16 protein-coding genes and 1 pseudogene are annotated in these 17,727 nt (G+C 36.5%); 5 read left to right on the forward strand and 12 right to left on the reverse strand.

Features of this window, described 5'->3' with window-relative positions:
• Window positions 1-24 precede the first annotated feature (24 nt).
• From MCQ_RS00580 to lpxK, 3 genes are all read left to right on the forward strand, one after another.
• Window positions 25-270, forward strand: coding sequence for a DUF4170 domain-containing protein (locus MCQ_RS00580; RefSeq protein ID WP_006922912.1), 246 nt, complete (start codon window positions 25-27; stop codon window positions 268-270).
• An 812-nt stretch (window positions 271-1,082) separates the two neighbouring features.
• Window positions 1,083-2,402, forward strand: a complete 1,320-nt coding sequence (waaA, locus tag MCQ_RS00585; RefSeq protein ID WP_006922913.1) for a lipid IV(A) 3-deoxy-D-manno-octulosonic acid transferase — start codon at window positions 1,083-1,085, stop codon at window positions 2,400-2,402.
• The gene (gene lpxK / locus MCQ_RS00590) at window positions 2,392-3,411 is read left to right on the forward strand and encodes a tetraacyldisaccharide 4'-kinase (RefSeq protein ID WP_006922914.1); all 1,020 of its coding nucleotides are present in this window, start codon (window positions 2,392-2,394) and stop codon (window positions 3,409-3,411) included. Before waaA ends, lpxK begins: the two co-directional genes overlap by 11 nt.
• A gap of 45 nt (window positions 3,412-3,456) precedes the next feature.
• Here the strand turns inward: lpxK and MCQ_RS00595 are convergent, their stop codons facing one another.
• A complete protein-coding gene (locus MCQ_RS00595) occupies window positions 3,457-3,693 on the reverse strand; it encodes a DUF2093 domain-containing protein (protein ID WP_006922915.1) in 237 nt (78 codons plus the stop codon).
• A 114-nt stretch (window positions 3,694-3,807) separates the two neighbouring features.
• On the reverse strand, window positions 3,808-5,655 hold the full coding sequence (gene mutL, locus MCQ_RS00600; RefSeq protein ID WP_035007629.1) for a DNA mismatch repair endonuclease MutL: 1,848 nt from the start codon (window positions 5,653-5,655) through the stop codon (window positions 3,808-3,810).
• A gap of 295 nt (window positions 5,656-5,950) precedes the next feature.
• On the opposite strand from mutL, the gene MCQ_RS00610 reads away from it, so the two are divergent.
• Entirely contained in the window at window positions 5,951-7,039 is a 1,089-nt protein-coding gene (locus MCQ_RS00610; RefSeq protein WP_006922917.1) for a 2'-deoxycytidine 5'-triphosphate deaminase, read from the forward strand.
• A 1,013-nt stretch (window positions 7,040-8,052) separates the two neighbouring features.
• On the opposite strand, the gene MCQ_RS00620 is transcribed toward MCQ_RS00610, so the two are convergent.
• From MCQ_RS00620 to MCQ_RS09255, 3 genes are all read right to left on the reverse strand, one after another.
• Complete coding sequence (locus MCQ_RS00620; protein WP_006922918.1) at window positions 8,053-9,396, reverse strand: MATE family efflux transporter; 1,344 nt, start codon at window positions 9,394-9,396, stop codon at window positions 8,053-8,055.
• A gap of 124 nt (window positions 9,397-9,520) precedes the next feature.
• Window positions 9,521-9,685 (reverse strand): hypothetical protein, encoded by a 165-nt coding sequence (locus MCQ_RS09145; protein WP_159052262.1) that lies wholly within the window; start codon window positions 9,683-9,685, stop codon window positions 9,521-9,523.
• 551 nt (window positions 9,686-10,236) lie between these two features.
• Window positions 10,237-10,533: a hypothetical protein gene (locus MCQ_RS09255; protein WP_181461085.1), complete on the reverse strand. Its 297-nt coding sequence runs from the start codon at window positions 10,531-10,533 to the stop codon at window positions 10,237-10,239.
• A 422-nt stretch (window positions 10,534-10,955) separates the two neighbouring features.
• Here MCQ_RS09255 and lldD point away from each other — a divergent pair, with 422 nt between their 5' ends.
• A complete protein-coding gene (gene lldD, locus MCQ_RS00635) occupies window positions 10,956-12,107 on the forward strand; it encodes an FMN-dependent L-lactate dehydrogenase LldD (protein ID WP_035007635.1) in 1,152 nt (383 codons plus the stop codon).
• Window positions 12,108-12,471: 364 nt separating this feature from the next.
• Here lldD and MCQ_RS09460 read toward each other — a convergent pair whose 3' ends face one another.
• From MCQ_RS09460 to MCQ_RS00655, 7 genes and pseudogenes are all read right to left on the reverse strand, one after another.
• Window positions 12,472-12,717, reverse strand: a complete 246-nt coding sequence (locus MCQ_RS09460) for a transketolase C-terminal domain-containing protein (RefSeq protein WP_006922921.1) — start codon at window positions 12,715-12,717, stop codon at window positions 12,472-12,474.
• Window positions 12,668-12,883: a hypothetical protein gene (locus tag MCQ_RS09465; RefSeq protein ID WP_006922922.1), complete on the reverse strand. Its 216-nt coding sequence runs from the start codon at window positions 12,881-12,883 to the stop codon at window positions 12,668-12,670. Before MCQ_RS09465 ends, MCQ_RS09460 begins: the two co-directional genes overlap by 50 nt.
• 76 nt (window positions 12,884-12,959) lie before the next feature.
• Window positions 12,960-13,175, reverse strand: coding sequence for a hypothetical protein (locus MCQ_RS09470; RefSeq protein ID WP_006922923.1), 216 nt, complete (start codon window positions 13,173-13,175; stop codon window positions 12,960-12,962).
• Between the two features lie 311 nt (window positions 13,176-13,486).
• Window positions 13,487-14,080, reverse strand: a pseudogene (locus tag MCQ_RS09030) (hypothetical protein).
• Between the two features lie 735 nt (window positions 14,081-14,815).
• Window positions 14,816-15,031 carry a hypothetical protein gene (locus MCQ_RS09475; RefSeq protein ID WP_081489766.1) on the reverse strand — a complete coding sequence of 72 codons (216 nt, stop codon included), beginning with the start codon at window positions 15,029-15,031 and terminating at the stop codon, window positions 14,816-14,818.
• Window positions 14,964-15,191 (reverse strand): hypothetical protein, encoded by a 228-nt coding sequence (locus MCQ_RS00650; protein ID WP_006922927.1) that lies wholly within the window; start codon window positions 15,189-15,191, stop codon window positions 14,964-14,966. Before MCQ_RS00650 ends, MCQ_RS09475 begins: the two co-directional genes overlap by 68 nt.
• A complete protein-coding gene (locus tag MCQ_RS00655; protein ID WP_006922928.1) occupies window positions 15,188-15,850 on the reverse strand; it encodes a lysozyme in 663 nt (220 codons plus the stop codon). Before MCQ_RS00655 ends, MCQ_RS00650 begins: the two co-directional genes overlap by 4 nt.
• Between the last annotated feature and the right edge of the window lie 1,877 nt (window positions 15,851-17,727).

The raw sequence follows: 17,727 nt of genomic DNA on the forward strand, positions 1-17,727 counted from the left end.
TCTCTGAAAGATATGGAGGCACACATGATTGAAAACAACAAAAAAAAACAATATTTGCATCTTGTATTTGGTGGGGAATTAAAAAATCTTAATAGTAATCAATTTAGGAATCCTGATGATTTAGATGTGGTTGGTATTTTCGCAGATTACCAATCAGCGCATGAAGCTTGGCAGGCGAAGGCACAAAGCAGTGTAGATAATGCATTACAACGTTATTACATCGTAGATTTGCATCAGTTTCTTGATCCTGAAACAGGTGATGCAGAGTAAAGTTTGAATATTCGATTTCTGTTTTCTTGGTTATACGACTGTAGCAAGGTTGAATATCAGGATGAGTGAAATAATTCAGAAAAAGAAACAATGCGCTTTAAAGCGCTTTTGGCAAGAGAAGCATTTATCGATAAAGACGTGGTTTACAAAGTTTTTTGTTGTATGGATGAATTATTTGCGTTTTTTTTGTTGGATAAATCTGCTGTTGAAAAGTTAAAATAATGTTGTGAAGGCATAGAGCATTTATAATCAATTTATTATCATTTTTTTACATGAATAGCATATGATGAGCTCTCTTTTTCATCCTCAAAGTGAAGAAATTGTTCCTATGTTTTCTTGTTTGATTCATACAGGAATGAAGCCACAATTTGCAAAAAATGAGAATTTAAATTTGTGCATGGTTCGAGGGGACGAAGTAGAATGCATGATGTTAATAAAGATGGGTGTGAGCACGATTAACTAAAATGCTCTTAAATCTAACAAAAGATATTATGATTGCTGATATTTCACATGGAAAAACGTATAAAATTGGGAAAGGAATTATTTTATTAGTCAAATTATTTATCTGCCCTATCATACTTTGTGCACACTCACTTTTTTATGAGGCAAGATTCTTGAAAAAATAGGGAATAAAACTGTGATTTCTTTTCTTGTTGGAGATCAAATTGATCTTAGAGAGGGAGTCATTTTGTCTCCTAAAATGTGAAGAGTGTTTTATGAGAAGAGAAATCAATGCAATGAAAAGAGTTGATGAATCGTTTAACAAAAGAAGCTTATAAATGTCTCAAGATAGGTAAATGAGGTGATTTTAAATGTTGGAACTAAAGGCACGTGTGGCTCTTTTAATCTATCGGATGATTGGTTTTTGCTTACGTCCCATGATCCCTTTTTATTTGTTTTTTCGTACTGTCCGTGGAAAAGAAGAGCAAGGTCGCCAAAAAGAACGCCTAGGTAAAAGCCATGAAGTACGTCCTCCAAGTCCATTAATTTGGCTGCATGCAGCAAGCGTTGGAGAAACGCTTGCCCTTATCCCACTGATTAATTATATCTTATCATTGAAAATCAATGTATTATTGACAACTTGTACTGTAACATCTTCTTCTCTTGTGAAAAAGCATTTTGGTAATCGGTTAATTCATCAATATGCTCCGTTAGATTTGGACTTGGCAGTACGCCGTTTTATAAGCCATTGGAAGCCTGATTTAGCACTGATTTGTGAATCGGAAATTTGGCCTTTACGTATTAGAGAACTTGCCAAAATGCATATTCCACAGATTTTAGTTAATGCTCATATGTCTGAATGTTCTTTTAACGCTTGGCAAAAACGGCGCGTTCTTGCCAGACATATTTTTAAGCATATTGACCTAGCTATTGCTCAGAACGAAAGGGATGTGGCTTATTTCCATGCACTTGGGGTAAAATCTGTTGTGCTTTCTGGTAATTTGAAAGCTGATGTTTTTCTGGTTAAAGATAAAACAGTGTTAGCACGGTATCGTGATGCTATTGGTAATCGTCCAGTTTGGGCAGCTGTTTCAACCCATGAAGGGGAAGAGCAGATTGCTTTTGAAGTTCATAAGATTCTTAAAAATTATTTGCCAGATTTATTGACAATCATTGTGCCTCGTCATCCTGAACGTTCAGAAGATCTTATCAAGAAATGTGACAATAATTTGCGTTTTATTCGTAGAAGCGAAAACGCTGTTCCAGATACGAAGACAGATGTTTTGTGGGGAGATACAATTGGAGAAATGGGACTTTTCCTTCGCTTATCGAAAGTTGCTTTCCTTGGGAAGTCTTTGTGTGGACATGGTGGACATAATCCATTGGAGTTGGCTTTGTTAGGTTCAGCTATTTTAACGGGTCCTCATGTCTCAAATTTCCAAGAAATGTTTGAACAATTTTTAAAGCGTGATGCAGCATGTATGGTTCAAGATACAAAACAGCTTGCTATTCAGGTATATAGGCTTTTAACAAATGAAGCATTACGGGAAAAAATGGTTGATAAAGCTCATGAAGTAGCGACAGATATGGCAGGGGCACTCGAGCGTACACTAAAGGTTCTTGATCCATTTTTGCAACCCCTTGTAATACAGACAAGTTTAAGCCAACATCGGGGTCAATATGCATATTAGCGCACCTCGTTTTTGGTGGAAGGAAAGAAGCTTTTTACGTTTTTTATTAGCTCCAATTTCTTGGGTATATGGTTATTTTTCTCGTTGCCGTATGACAAGACAGTCCCTTATTATTGATCTTCCGGTTTTATGTATTGGCAATTTTACATGTGGTGGTGCTGGTAAAACGCCTGTTGTCATTGCTTTTGCGAAAGCCGCTAAAGAGCTTGGTTTTGTCCCTGGTGTTGTATCGCGTGGTTATGGTGCGATGGTTAAGGGGGTGCATCTTGTAAATGAGAAATGGGATAATGCGCGCGATGTTGGTGATGAGGCACTCTTACTTGCACGGCATGCATTTGTTGCTATATCACCAGACCGTTATGAAGCGGCACAACGACTTAAGCAAGAAGGATGTGATTTTATTTTAATGGATGACGGATTTCAAAGCCGTCGTCTTCACATAGATTACGCATTGCTCGTTGTCGATGCAATGCGTAGTTTGGGGAATAGAGCTGTTTTCCCAGCAGGGCCTTTGCGTGTACCCTTAAAAACACAGTTTTCTTTGATGGACAGTGTTTTATTGATTGGCCATTCGGATGCGTGTGATAATATTGATTTCCTTGTCACCCGTACTGGAAAAGCTTTGCATTATGCTCATTTTAAACCATTAGCATCCGATAGGGTTGCGGGAAAATCATTTTTGGCATTTTCAGGCATTGGCAATCCGGATAAATTTTTTCAATCCATTAAAGAATTATCTGGTTATGTTGTGCAAGCTTACTCTTATCCTGACCACTATTTTTTTACTGATACTGATTTAACAAATCTTGCACAAAGGGCTAAAATGCACAATTTATGGTTGGCAACAACGGCTAAGGATTACACACGTATACAGACAAGCGGTGTGCAAAAAGATTTAAAAAATCTTATTGTCTTTGATGTTAAAGTTGATTTTGCTCAAAGAGATTTTTGCCATATGCTCCTTGAGGAAGTTATGACCCGTTTTAGAGAACGCAAACACCTCTTTTAAATTACACTTTTAAAAGTGAGGGCTGGATTTATAATTTTCAATTGGTTATTTTTTTTGTGTTTTTAACAATTGGCTGAGATACGGATTACATTCAAGTTCGCGATGATAGGAAATTTCACAACTGGCATATGCTTCTTGGCGGTGATGATTCCAATATTTTAGATCATCGAGAGGTATTTTTTGTCCGCTAACAGCACAAAAGGTATAGGTTCCATATTCGACGATTTTATATCCATTGTTGGAATAATGGATTTTTGCTTCACGTTCATCATTGGAAAACATTCTTTATAATCCCTTTTTATCTTTGTGAGAGATGATCGAAATAAAATGCCATAAGATATATTATAAAGTCGAGAGCGAATTAAAAAAATTCTTTTTCACCAAAACGACGGTAATTTATTTTCTGCCAAAAAGCCGTTCTATATCAGTTAATTTAAGTTCAATATAAGTAGGACGACCGTGATTGCACGTACCTGTATTGGGTGTGGATTCTATTTGTCGTAAGAGTGCATTCATTTCTTCGGGGCGTAAAAGACGCCCTGATCGTACCGAACCGTGACAGGCCATAGTTGCTGCAACATAATCAAGCATTGCTTTTAAATTGTTTGTAGTATCATATTCAGCTGCTTCATCTGCAAGATCTTTAATCAGGGCTTGCACGTTGATTTCCCCCAACATAGCAGGCGTTTCCCGCACAACGATTGCACCAGATCCAAATGGCTCTATACTCAAGCCAAATTTTTGCAAAGCATCTTTATGCGTTAAAAGGCACGTTGCATCTTCTTCAGAAAGTTCTACAATTTCAGGAATAAGTAACAATTGTGAAGGAAGCGGTTTAGAATAAAGGGCATTCTTGAGTGCTTCATAAACCAGTCTTTCATGAGCAGCATGCTGATCAACAATAATCAAACTGTCTTGGGTTTGAGCGATAATGTAGTTTTTATGAATTTGTGCTCTTGCAGCTCCTAGTGGATAATGTAATTCTTCCGCTGAAGGTGTAAGGTTTGCAGTGCAGACATCACCACTTGGCCTATCTAAACACTCCATGATTGGGGTAGTGCCCTCTCTTAAACTGATAGAACTTGTAGCATCTAGTGGTTTATGAATCATTGATGCGGTTGATGCAAAGTGATGGTTCTGTTGCTGTGGGTTATAAGAAAAAGGTCGGTGAGCGCTCTTAAAAGTTCCCACTGGTTGTGGTGCTTGAAATGCATCCAACATTGCTTCAGAGCGCGTTGAAGTTGGACGAACACCACTTTGATGCAAAGCTTCATGAATTGCTCCAACGATTAAACCGCGAATGAGTCCTGGGTCACGGAATCTTACATCGGCTTTGGTTGGATGCACATTAACGTCTACATCAGTGGGTGGTAGATCAATAAAAAGGATAGATACGGGATGACGATCTTTAGCCATAACATCAGCATAGGCTCCTCGGATTGCTCCCCAGAGTAATTTATCGCGCACTGGACGACCATTAACATAAGCAAATTGGTGAAGACTATTGCTACGGTTGAAGGACGGCAAACAGGCAAATCCGCTTAAGCGAACAGCTTCGCGTTCAGCATTAAGGACAATGCTGTTGGGAGCGAATTCATTTCCCATAATCTGTGTAATACGTTGTAATTGCCCTTGGGTATTATTTTCCGTAGCAGGTAATTCTATAGAAGTTCGGTCTGATCCAGAAAGAGAAAAGCGGATATGTGGAAATGCAATAGCAATTCGTTTAATCATATCGGTAATGGCGTTTGTTTCAGCACGATCAGTTTTCATAAATTTTAGCCGTGCTGGAGTGACAAAGAAGAGGTCACGAACTTCAACAATAGTTCCAGGGTTAGCAGCAGCCGGTTTGGGACCGACAATTTTTCCTGCTGTGACAATAATTTCAGCAGCATTGTCAGCGTGCTGTGTTCGTGAGATTAATTTAAGTTTAGCGACAGAACCAATGGAGGGTAAGGCTTCTCCTCGAAAACCAAGAAAACAGATATTGTGAACATCATCTGTAATTTTTGATGTACAATGGCGAGAAACTGCTAAAGTTAACTGATCTGCAGGAATACCGAAGCCATTATCACTTACCTTTATAAAATTTTTTCCACCGTTTACTGTCACGATTTCAATACGGGTTGCTCCAGCGTCAATAGCATTTTCAACCAGTTCTTTGACAACATTTGCCGGCCGTTCAATAACTTCACCAGCGGCAATTTGATTAATAATATTTTCGCTAAGATGGCGTATGATCATAATAAATTCTAAACAGATTCCTGAAAACTTAAAGAAGCTTGAAATCATGATAACATTATTTGTTGAACATTCAAGGATGAGAGAGTGTAAAGATATTATCTTCGAAAGTTGTATTTACTTTCAAAGAATGTTTTTACCAGTTACTGCTTTATTGTTTGTGGCATCCATGTATTGATTGTGGTAGCAAATTAACTGACAAAATTGGGAGGGAATGATTTGTATCATTTTAAAAGATTTACACTGATCGATTATTTGGGTCAAAAAGAAGCAGAGTAAAGATGGAAGGCAGGATCATATGGTGCGTATGAGTGGTATTTTGGCAGATAGTGATCTACAGGCTTTAATTGACAATGGTATTCTTAAGGCTCTTTGGCCATTTGATGCAGCCCAAATACAACCTGCAAGTCTTGATTTGCGTTTAGGGGAAAAAGCTTATCGTATCCGTGCTTCTTTTATGCCGGGATCTGATGCAAAAGTTTTAGATAAGCTCGAACGGTTAAAGTTGCATGAATTTGATTTGCGGGAGGGGGCGGTTTTGGAAACGGGGTGTGTTTATATTGTGCCTCTTTTGGAAAGTTTGGCTTTACCAGAAACTTTATCTGCGGTTGCTAATCCAAAAAGTTCTACGGGACGGTTAGATATTTTTACGCGTGTGATTACGGATAATGCTCAGGAGTTTGATAAAATTTGTGCAGGTTATCATGGCCCACTTTATCTAGAAATTAGTCCACGTACATTTCCAATTTTAGTACGCACCGGATCGCATTTATCTCAGCTTCGGCTTAGAAAGGGACAAAGTTATTTAAATGAAATTGAGTTGCACGCTTTGCATAGGCAAGAAACGCTTATATCAGACGATTTTCCTAATATTAGCGATGGTGGTATTGGGCTTTCCATTAATTTGAAAGGGAACGAAAACGGACTTGTGGGATATCGTGGGAAACGTCATACAAGTGTTATTGATATTGATAAGCGTGCTGTTGCCGATGTTTTAGATTTTTGGGAACCTCTTTTTGACCGTGGTCAAAGAGAAATGGTACTTGATCCTGATGAGTTTTATATTTTAGTTTCACGAGAAGCTGTCCATGTTCCTCCGCTTTATGCAGCTGAAATGACACCTTTTGATCCCTTAGTTGGTGAGTTTAGGGTGCATTATGCAGGTTTTTTTGATCCAGGATTTGGGCATATGGAGGCCAGTGGAAAAGGGGCAAAGGCAGTTTTGGAAGTTCGCAGCCATGAGGTTCCATTTATCTTGGAGCATGGCCAAATTATTGGTCGTTTAGTATATGAGCACATGCTTAATCGACCGTTAGCGCTTTATGGGCATGATGTTGGCTCACATTATCAAGCGCAGGGATTAAAGTTATCTAAGCATTTTAAGTGAGTTTTAAAACGCGGACTTTGATAAAGTGTATGTAGAAAGCATCTTCATTAGAAGGGAAGCTTTAGTTTTCAAAATAAATATATAAGATCGGTTGCCACTACTTACTTGATTCCTAAAAGTTTAGATGAAGACATCGTACATTTATTCTGTATAAAATCTCACTAAGGGACAAATAAATAAGCTTTCACATACAATGCATTAACAGTTTTTTTCAAAAAAAACGTAGTGCTTTCTAATAAATATTGTCCCTAAATTTTAATGTATTTCATTTCTGCTTTAGATGATTTTATCTTGATGTTCTAAGTTACCCATTTTGTGTATAAAGCAATTTGTAGTATGACCAAAATCGCTCAACAAAAGTGAAACTTTTTCTGTTGAGACATACTCATATTTCAAATCCTTTAGAAGGCTCTATATATCGCATTTTTGATATTCCCCCATTAAATGTCTGCATTACAATAAATTGCCGCATCTTTAATGTGACGCAGCTTTTTACTGTTTTAAAGTAAGCGTTTCCACCAAAAACTATCATCTATTCTATACAAAAACAATATTTTCAATGACAGGTTCTTTATAATCATCACCAATTTTTGTATCACCATTAATCTCAGCTTTATGAGAAATTAAAGCATTACCTCAAGCTCTAGCGCGCCTGTAAACTCTACAAAAAAACCGAATATTATCATAAATCAATGCACCAACACCATTTCAGCAATTTTCCTGATGAGAGAGGTTGGCTTCCTTTTCAATAAAGCCACTAAGATCAACAGCTTTATCAAAAAAAACATCATATCTAAGTTATTAAGAGCATTCTTCACCCCCCTGAATAAGACCGGTGATATTTATAAAATAACTCAACAGATAATATTGAAGCTACAATCAAAGGCTTTTCTTTTCAAGATTAAGCAAGTTTTGTAGCCTATATTTATCTCCATAGAAGTAAACAGCCTATATGGACGGGGGTGAGTAGCTATGCCTTCACAGCTAGTGCTTTACAGGTGTTTTTATAATACTCACTCAGACCCAAATATAGAATTGCGTTTTATTAAATAACTCACACGCATATAGTTAAATATAGAAACGATTAAGCTTGCACCAATCATGCCTAGCCAATAGCCAATAAAGCCATATTCAAAAAAATGCGCTATGAGCGCTCCTCCCAATAGGCCTACTCCCCAATAGCTTGTTGCTACAACAAGTGTTGACCAAAATGTATCAAGAAAGCCCACAAGTATGCCATTGAGCATCGCCCCTAAAGTGCCAAAAGCAAAAGACAATAAAATGAGCGGAAGCAACTCCCAAGAAAAAACAATGACACTGGCCTCGGAAATATCAAAGATAGTTGTAAGAATAAATTCATAAGAGAGATAAACAACCCCTGATAAAAACAAGACATAAACTACAGCAAAAACTGTAACACTCATACGCAACTGTTTTATAGCCATATTATTCTCATCTGCTCTATACCACGCTGCTATTGTCGCGGCTGCGCTAGATATCCCCAAAGCCACCACGGAAATAAGCATATCAAGACGCATTCCAATCGCATGCGTAGCCAAAGCTTGGACCCCATAATCAGTAATCATGAATGCAATGACAGAAGGAAAACCTTCCGCAATAAGAATACGTATACCAATGGGTAGCCCTACGCGCAGCAATGTTGTTATTCGTGAAATCTCTAACTTCGGTCTCAAATAATTAAAGTGAAAGGCATGAAAAGCAGAATTGCGGGTCAGAATTATTGCCGCTGCAATGACAATCAAAATACGGATGAAACTGCTTGCAATTCCTGCACCAAAGACACCTAATCCGCTTGCAAAACCTATACCCAAAATAAGCGGCCAAGAAATAAGAAAATTCACGAGGATAGCCGCAAGCATAACCCAGGTTAAGGGCTTTGGATTACCAATTGCTGACAGTAATCCGCGGCTATTCACATAAAGATAAAAAAACACCACCCCTATAGCAGCGCCACTATTATATTCCTGCGCTATATTGGCAATTGCCACATCTTGGCCGAGAAGACACAAAATATTCCTCGTATTGAGTAAAATGATCGCATTCATCATTCCAATCAAAAGGGAAAGCCATATTCCTTGATCAAACCACGCCTTCAATGCATATCCCTCTTGTCTGCGAAAGCTTTCCGCAAGTTTTGGTGCAACAGCGGTAATAATACCTAGCCCCAACAACATAACAAAACTAAACATACTCAGAGCCAACATTGTACCACTCAAGGCTTGAACGCCTAAATGCGCCACAAGCGCTGCATCTGTGAAGGAAATCATCATCTGAGAGATAAACCCAACAGCCAGTGGCATGCCAAGAAATAGCAATTGTTTCATCACAACAAACATTGTGAAATACCCTTCCATATTGAAGGATGTATTAAACTCGGATCTTTTAAACAAAACGCATTGATTTTTTCCGTAAAATCTTTCCATCGCAAATCTTGCGTAAAGGATGCATAATGAGAACTCATTAAGCTAAGAGGAGATGTCCAGTTCTTAAAGGAGAAGCGCAATGCGCCTTTATGGTTTTTTGGACTTCATGCCATGCGTTTTTTTGTACAACATTATGCTCCCAACAAGTTACAGTCGTTGATACAATATCTTCAGCAAGCGTTTGTTCGTCTTGCATATCCATTTTCAATATTTTCAATAACATTTTTGGAAGATTTCTTGGTACAAAACTTGATATGCTCCCCCTAAAAAACAAAAAGCAATTTTGTGGTTGATTTCTGATAAGAATTAAAACTCTTAAATACTCTCTTGCTAAACAATAAATCTTCATATATATCCCCGCAGATATTCCACAATAACTTCTTTCTTCATTTAAAAGTTAAAGAAGATCTGCATGTGTTTCAGTGTGTGCATCACGACAGCCTCATTAATCATCTCTCAATAGATGACATTATACTTTCTTTGCCTTTATCACTAGCTCTATCCGTATTCATCAGAGCATAAAATGGTCTTTCCAGATATAATTCACTGCGATTTTCTTTAGCAATCATGCCACGCAGAGATCCGCTTGGTGACGGATGAGGTGCCGGTAATATTTTTTGATGATCATACCAATAGCGAGAGCAGCTTTTTTAGCCCTATAGTTTTTTAGCCTTTTCAAAAGCGCTAGATGAGATTCTGGATATTTTAGGTAAAAAGTCCATAGCCATTATTAAATCATTTTCAGATTCAAGCTCATATTTGAGATACATAAGCCTGATTTGGCAATGCCTTTCTTAACATCTCCGGCTTAATTTGAGGCAATATACTACCTTTTAAAGGAAATGATGTTTCGGCTTTGCCTTTTTCTTTATTTTCATAAGTAATTTTATTGTGACCGAAGCTCACATTACTGCTTTGAGTGTGTTCAGATTTTTCTAAACACACTTTTTTATTACAATTACAATTTGAGTTAAGGGTTGTATGTTCTATGTGAATTGTTAGTAGTAAATCTACAAGATTTTGGATATTAATATGAGGGAAAATAACCAAATTTATTCAACAGTTTGATTTATGTCTATTAATGTTTTGTCTTTTAGATAAGGTTGAATGATTGTTTATATACTCTTACAGATTGTAATGTGATACATCTTTGTAGAAGAGAATTACTTTGAAAGTAGAATAAATGATGAAAGCGATGCTTCGGAATGGCATCAATCATAAAGGGGAAAGCCTTACTTAGGTTATGATGAATTTATACGTTATTTATCGAGGTTGAATATTTCTCAGGTATTTAAATCTGGAAAAGAGAAGTAAGGACTTTATTTTTGTTGTTTAGTTTTTTGAGTTGCAATCTTTGTTGCCTGCATCTACTGAGTGGAGTGTTCTATTGAAACGTTTAATAGGAGGTGCGCGGGTTGGGGCTTATAGGTTTAAGGTGTTTTCGCTTTTCATTCAGAAACAATGGTGCCATAATGATTATTTCCTCAACATTTGATTACCGCAAAGCAGCAAAGCGTCGGCTTCCACCTTTTCTTTTTCATTATATTGATGGCGGTGCTTATGCTGAGGAAACGTTGCGGCGCAATTGTACAGATCTTCAAGCACTTGCACTCCGTCAAAGGATTCTGAGGCAGGTTGGTGAAGTTGATCTTTCAATCAAGCTTTTTGATCAAACACTTGATTTGCCGATTATTCTTGCACCTGTAGGGTTAACTGGTATGTATGCACGTCGTGGTGAGGTAAAAGCTGCGCGTGCGGCAGTTTCGAAAGGCATTCCTTTTACACTATCTTCAGTTTCAGTTTGTTCCATTGCAGAAGTGCAAGAAGCGGTTGGAAATGCATTTTGGTTTCAACTTTATGTTCTCAAGGATCGCGGGTTTATGCGTGATGCATTAGAGCGGTCTTGGTTGGCTGGTGTGCGTACATTAGTTTTTACAGTTGATATGCCCGTTCCTGGTGCGCGTTATCGTGATGCGCATTCAGGAATGTCTGGGCCTTATTCTGGATTACGCCGTATTTTACAAGCTGTTGCCCATCCACATTGGGCTTGGAATGTTGGTGTTATGGGACGCCCTCATGATCTTGGAAATGTCTCTACTTATCTAAAAAAGAAGATTACATTGGAAGACTATGTTGGGTGGCTTGGTGCAAATTTTGATCCATCAATTGGTTGGTCTGATCTGCAATGGATTCGAGATTTTTGGAAGGGAAAAATGGTTCTGAAAGGTATTCTCGATCCAAAAGATGCACGGGAGGCAGTACAATTTGGTGCTGATGGTATTGTTGTTTCCAATCATGGTGGGCGCCAACTTGATGGTGTCTTGTCCACTGCGCGAGCACTGCCGGCAATTGCGGAGGCTGTAAAAGGTGATTTGACCATTTTAGTTGATTCTGGTGTTCGTTCTGGGCTTGATGTTGTACGTATGATAGCACAAGGTGCAGATGCCGTCATGATTGGTCGTGCTTTTGTATATGCACTCGCAGCAGCAGGGGAGAAAGGTGTTGCTCACCTTCTTGATCTTTTTGCTAATGAAATGCGTATAGCTATGACATTAACTGGAGCGTATGCAATTAAAGAAATAACACACGAGAGTTTAGCAAGTACAGATGTTCTTATACAATGAAGAAAATGTATTTTTACTAGTTCTCTCTTTAAATAAAAGAATTTTTTCATTGAATGCAGAAAAAGTACGATTCCGTATGCTTATTATTTTTTATTTTCTTTTTATCATGCTCAATGATTTGTGATGTTTTTTAGCTGATGAGCATATTCAGATGCAGTTTGATATTCTTTGTATATTACTGCATTGCCTAATACAGTTTTTATTATGCCATTTCTACTGATTTCATAATTTGCTAAAATGTTTAATTATCTTTCATTCCAGACGAGCTCATTCGGTATTCCTAGTGATACAAATCTGTATGCAATGCTATATTCCATAAGTAATCTCGCAATTGCTTCTTTAAGCTCTCATTGATACTAGTTTTTCACAGGCAAAAAAATTGTTGGGATTGGCATAGTTTTAGCACAGATTCACCATCTAAAGGTTGAATTGTTGAAACACTTACAATTGTTGGCATAACTTCATATTTTGGGAGTTCTTCAACGGCATCGAGACAAATGTGAACGGTTTCTCCAGTTGCAAGCAAGAGAATATCTTTTCCCTCTCTTATAACAGAAGCTTTACAAGCATTGATTTTTCGAAAGATAACTATGAATATTTGTAGCAGCACGCTTTCCTAAATGTATATAAGCAGGCGTAGGGTTACTTAAAGTAGAGAGAATTGCAGCTTCTGTTTCTTTATTATTATCAGCATGAGCAATGATGCGTATATTAGGAATAGCGCGAAGTGACGCAAAATCGGAAATGGTATGATGTGTGGCCCTTAAGTGGTCCATAGCTAATACCAATTAGTCTAACTGGATGTTTCGCAATAAGCGATATTTACCTTTATTTGTTCACGTGTACGCGTCGTCAAAAAACATGCCTGTGAAACAACACATGGCTTTTTTCACATGAAGCAAGACCAGCAGCAATGACTACCAAATTTTGTTCAAAAATACCAACTTCTATAATACGTCCTGGATAAAGCTTTGCGAATTGATCAATCTTTCCGGATATTCGTGAATCAGCAGTTAAAACGACAATATCTTTATCAAATTGCGCTATCCTTATAAGGACCTTATTCATAATTTCGAGGTTTGAACTTCACAGCAGTTTGCGTTTCTTGATGATACGCATCTACGCTTATTTTCCCATTAATTGAATTTTTGTCTGAATTTCATTGACAGCAATATTATATTCCTCATCTGTTGGAACTTTATGGTGCCAGCGTATGTCATTTTTCATCGTGGAAATTCCACATCCCTTTATGGTGTTTATAAGTATTGCTGTTGGTTTGTCCTTACGAGATGGAGGAGAACCTAATGATGTTTTCAGTTGTGTTATATCGTGACTATCAATTTCTACAATATGCTACTCAAAACTTGTAAATTTATCTGCTAAGGCTTTGTTTTCATTAAGACATCAGTTGTATCAGAAATTTGTAGCGGATTTTTATCAACAATTGCGGTAAGATTACTGAGTTTATAGTGCGCTGAAAATAATGCAGCCTCCCAGACGGATCCCTCTGTCATTTCGCCATCGCTAAAAAGCACCAAAACACAAATAGGATTGAGATTAAACTGTCTAGAAAGAGTCATTCTCGCACCAAGAGATAAGCCATGACCAAGAGAATCTGTGCTTTATTCAATATCAGGGACTTTTTTAGTTACATGACCAATAAATTTTGAACAAAATTTTAAATAAGTATCGAGAAGTTGAGGATCAAAATATCCCATTTCTGATAATACAATATACAATGCTTCAACTGCATGTCCCTTACTTTGAATATATCGATCGCGATTAGAATCATGAAGAAGCGTTAAACTTATTCTAAGAATATATTTATATAAGACATAAATCAAATCAATGCAGGAAAGGTTACCCGCTGTGTGTCCAGATTTCGCTTTTCTGATGAAGTCAAGTATTTTAAGGCGTAAACGGAGAGCATAGATTGCATTGACAGTATCCGCTTTATTGCTTGTATAAGCCACACTCTATCCCCTCAAAAGATTTATAAAATAATCACCTTAAATTCTCTTTATGTATCATGGACTCTTTAATTTATTAGATATAAATATTAGATATTTCTTATTTTAATCTATAAAATATTTAAATAAAATTTATTAATTTTAAAATAATATTATTAAATATTTTTTAATATATATTGTTCATTGTATAATGGTTTTATGGTATAAATTTCAATAATTATAAAATTTATTTATTGCAAATAAGCAAAACTTTCTGAAAAAAATTTACTTTTTATAAGAGTTAAAGTGAAAAAATACGCAGATTTTTACTGGTGTGTAAGATGCTTACATATTTTATATAAAAATTATGAAATCATTTTTTATTCAGAATGCAATCTTATTTATGAGCACGAGGTTTTAACATTTATAGTTTTTCTATTGAAATTCTGCTGCCAAAACACTAGAGTTGTGGCTACTTAGTACACACTCTGAACTACATTTACAGCGCCGCAATTTGTAGCAGGAGAGTTCTTGCGAACCCTTCCTCTTTATCATAACATATCTTCAAATTCTTTGAAAACGAATGTCTCAAATATGGATGGATATTACCTATCGCATCTATGAGATAAACAAAATCAACCACTAATAAGACAAAAACACCCTATTTCACACAACGAGACACTATTTTCATACTTGGGTAGGTATTGATTATCTCATGAAAAAGCTGTCTTTCTTAATTCTGTGAATTCTATATTTCTGTCACTTTGTTTCCTGTTCACGTTTCCACCCACACAGACGCTCACCTTGCTTGTTATGTTTTAGGATATCTCTTGCCAAGTTTGGGCTAATCACATTGAGATCTTGGTGGTTCAAATAAATTGGCAGCCACCCAAGACAAGAAGTTCGTTCATTCGTTGCGCAGCCAGTCAGAAAGCTCAGTACGCACACTAGCATCACTTTTTTTGTTAATTTCATTTTCTACCTCAAGCCTTGTCTTTGCTGTGTTTAAAGCTTTCTCTGTTTGTTTTTGCTGCTCAGCTTTTTTCCCAAGAAAAAAAGCTTTCACTAAAGCTACAAAAAAAGCTGCTGAGATTGTTGCTATTATCGTCAGATATTTTTTTATCCATAAGATCATAGACGGTGCTCCTGAAAGCGTTTAGCGATATATACCATAGCCGTACAAGCAGCCAAAACCATAATGCCTGCTAAAGCCCATTGAACAGGACCATTCCCTGCGAAAAGTCCTCCAAGCCCTGAGAAAGAACCTATAATTGGTGCAAGAGCTTCTACTTTGCAAATACCTGTGACGCCTTGCGCTTCTACTTTTTGATAATTGGGAGATACATGAGCTCCTTGAGTCCATAGCCATGCTTCGGCTGCTCGACGATTGACAAGGCCTTGGAGACGCTTTCCTCCTGCTCTCGTCCATTTTTGTAATTCAATTGGTATAGCATCATAATTGCCTTTATTAAGCTTTTTTAAGAGTGTAGAGCGATGAAAAGCTTCTGTTCCAACATTATAGCAAAACGACACCAGTGCTGCGAACTGCTCATCGCTTAAAGGAACATTAACAGTTTGTTTAATAACATCTTCAAATTGTCTCAAATCTTGACGAAGGATTTTTTCTGCTTCTTTTTCCGTAATTTGCATTCCTTCATAGACATCTGGAGCACCAGCAGCACTTGTATGTCCATAACCAATTGTCCACACACCAATAGCATCTTCGTAAGCACTTAACCGCAAACCCTCCAATTGCTTAATTAGTGCAAGCCCTTCTTTTGATATTTTCCGCATTATTCTTAATCCGAATTATTCTTAATCCGCTAAAAAAGCCCCACACAAAGTAGGACGTGAAGTAAAATTCAAAACTCACCCTTCTCACCCTAAAGAACGGAAGAGTAAGATAGCCTATTAGAACTAAAAGATCTTTGCGACAGGAAGTATTAAAACCTATGACGCTTTGTTCATTGGAAAAAAAGATTATATTTTAATGATTATCCACTCTGTAGCTATCAACTTCCTTTCTGCCTTAAGATAATGACTTTCAATAAATCTAATTCATAATCAGATAAAATTCTCTCGATAAATTTCTTTTGCTTCTTGTGCGATTCATTTCATGAATTCTATGCACAAAGACTATCCTGTGTATTTACTGTAATTAATGACAAATCACACTTACAATACTCCATTGAATAAAACCTTATAGCACTGCCCTAAAAAACAAGTTTTACGGCAAGCCAAATAATCAAAATTTATAAAGTATACAAATACGGAAGTCATTGAGATCTTACGACTAATTACAAATTTTCCTTTGCGAACTTATTTATAAAAAAACTGAATAATACTTAGCACACATGACAAAATTACTAATTGTTGCAAACTCAATACGAACAGCAAACTATTTAGTTATTGTTTTTCTTATTATCTTCCATCCACTTCATTTGTATCCTCTTTACAACACTACAACACACCAAAATCGCTCCAGAAAAAAGCTCTTTCCGAGGCAAATACTAAGATTTGCATAAAAACTCCTTATCGTCCATTAAGGTTTAGGTAATAAATTTCAAATCATAATTCTCCAGCATTAGCCTCTTTAGAGCATTTTTAAAGTAGCTTTACTTGAAAAAAGCATCAATCCACCACCAATAAATAATCTATTCAATAAAATCATGTATTACAATAACTTATGAAGTAACGGATACTGATTCTTTAAGAATTATAGCATCCATTACTTGTACTGTAGAAGTTGCTATCAAACTGAAAAAATATACCGCAATTAAACATTTTGTATTCATAGATTATATCGAATCCATATTGTAGACACAAAACGTACTATACATGTTTTGTTCAAAAAAACTACAGTTAATTTGAATATCCTCTATTTTGTTTTCTAATTGCATTAAAAAATATAAACCGATATTGCTTATCACTTCATTGTTTGTTTTTCAGATAAAAAGCGAAATTATTCATGAATTTATATTATATAAAAGTCAAAAATAATTGTTAAAAAATGATTGATCAATGAGTTTCGAAGTGTGTCTCTGATAATTGTGCCGTATCATGCGTGTGTCAAACCGTGTTCAATTTGGAGTGCTTATCATGGAGAACCAGAGGTAAAAAAACCTGTGAAGATATGTTACCTATATTTTCTGTTGTCTTAAATCACTTGAATTAATAGAAACATAATTAGTTGCTTAGAGGGCAACACTTTTCTTTTGGCGCTTAATTTGAGCCTCATGTTCTGAGGTAATCTTTATGCTCTCTAGTGTTATAAGTTCTAACGTAATATCATCACCTTTTCTCGATATGCTTCAGAAATCATAATAATGAAATTCCTTCTGATTTGATGATGAGTATATAGTATTTTATTTATCATCATACGCAACTGTTATTCTATTAGAGGGTATGGTTCGATAAATTCTACTTTTATCGGCGGTTTAGTTGGTATCCGTATGAATGAAGTTAACGATTACTTTTTGCTATAAATCCTTTGATGAAGAGAGAACAAGAATTTGTTCTCTAACATCGCATTCCTCATGGGAATGCAGTTTACCAGCGTGGGCTTGTTTATGAAAGGCAATACTAATGAGATTGCTACTTTTTTATCCAGTCGAGCGCGTTTCTGTGATCAGCATAGCTAATTCTGTCCACTATAAGTATTTTATAAATGA

Source organism: Candidatus Bartonella washoeensis Sb944nv, assembly GCF_000278135.1.
GTDB classification, from domain to species: domain Bacteria; phylum Pseudomonadota; class Alphaproteobacteria; order Rhizobiales; family Rhizobiaceae; genus Bartonella; species Bartonella washoeensis.

Bases quoted from the DNA above. Each gene is read 5' to 3' on its own strand.
- MCQ_RS09145 (WP_159052262.1), bottom strand. From the start codon at position 9,685: ATGGATATGCAAGACGAACAAACGCTTGCTGAAGATATTGTATCAACG.
- mutL (WP_035007629.1), bottom strand. From the start codon at position 5,655: ATGATCATACGCCATCTTAGCGAAAATATTATTAATCAAATTGCCGCT.
- lldD (WP_035007635.1), top strand. From the start codon at position 10,956: ATGATTATTTCCTCAACATTTGATTACCGCAAAGCAGCAAAGCGTCGG.
- waaA (WP_006922913.1), top strand. From the start codon at position 1,083: ATGTTGGAACTAAAGGCACGTGTGGCTCTTTTAATCTATCGGATGATT.
- MCQ_RS00650 (WP_006922927.1), bottom strand. From the start codon at position 15,191: ATGATCTTATGGATAAAAAAATATCTGACGATAATAGCAACAATCTCA.
- MCQ_RS00610 (WP_006922917.1), top strand. From the start codon at position 5,951: ATGGTGCGTATGAGTGGTATTTTGGCAGATAGTGATCTACAGGCTTTA.
- MCQ_RS00655 (WP_006922928.1), bottom strand. From the start codon at position 15,850: ATGCGGAAAATATCAAAAGAAGGGCTTGCACTAATTAAGCAATTGGAG.
- MCQ_RS00595 (WP_006922915.1), bottom strand. From the start codon at position 3,693: ATGTTTTCCAATGATGAACGTGAAGCAAAAATCCATTATTCCAACAAT.
- MCQ_RS09470 (WP_006922923.1), bottom strand. From the start codon at position 13,175: ATGAATAAGGTCCTTATAAGGATAGCGCAATTTGATAAAGATATTGTC.
- lpxK (WP_006922914.1), top strand. From the start codon at position 2,392: ATGCATATTAGCGCACCTCGTTTTTGGTGGAAGGAAAGAAGCTTTTTA.
- MCQ_RS09475 (WP_081489766.1), bottom strand. From the start codon at position 15,031: ATGAAATTAACAAAAAAAGTGATGCTAGTGTGCGTACTGAGCTTTCTG.
- MCQ_RS00580 (WP_006922912.1), top strand. From the start codon at position 25: ATGATTGAAAACAACAAAAAAAAACAATATTTGCATCTTGTATTTGGT.
- MCQ_RS00620 (WP_006922918.1), bottom strand. From the start codon at position 9,396: ATGTTTGTTGTGATGAAACAATTGCTATTTCTTGGCATGCCACTGGCT.
- MCQ_RS09465 (WP_006922922.1), bottom strand. From the start codon at position 12,883: ATGGACCACTTAAGGGCCACACATCATACCATTTCCGATTTTGCGTCA.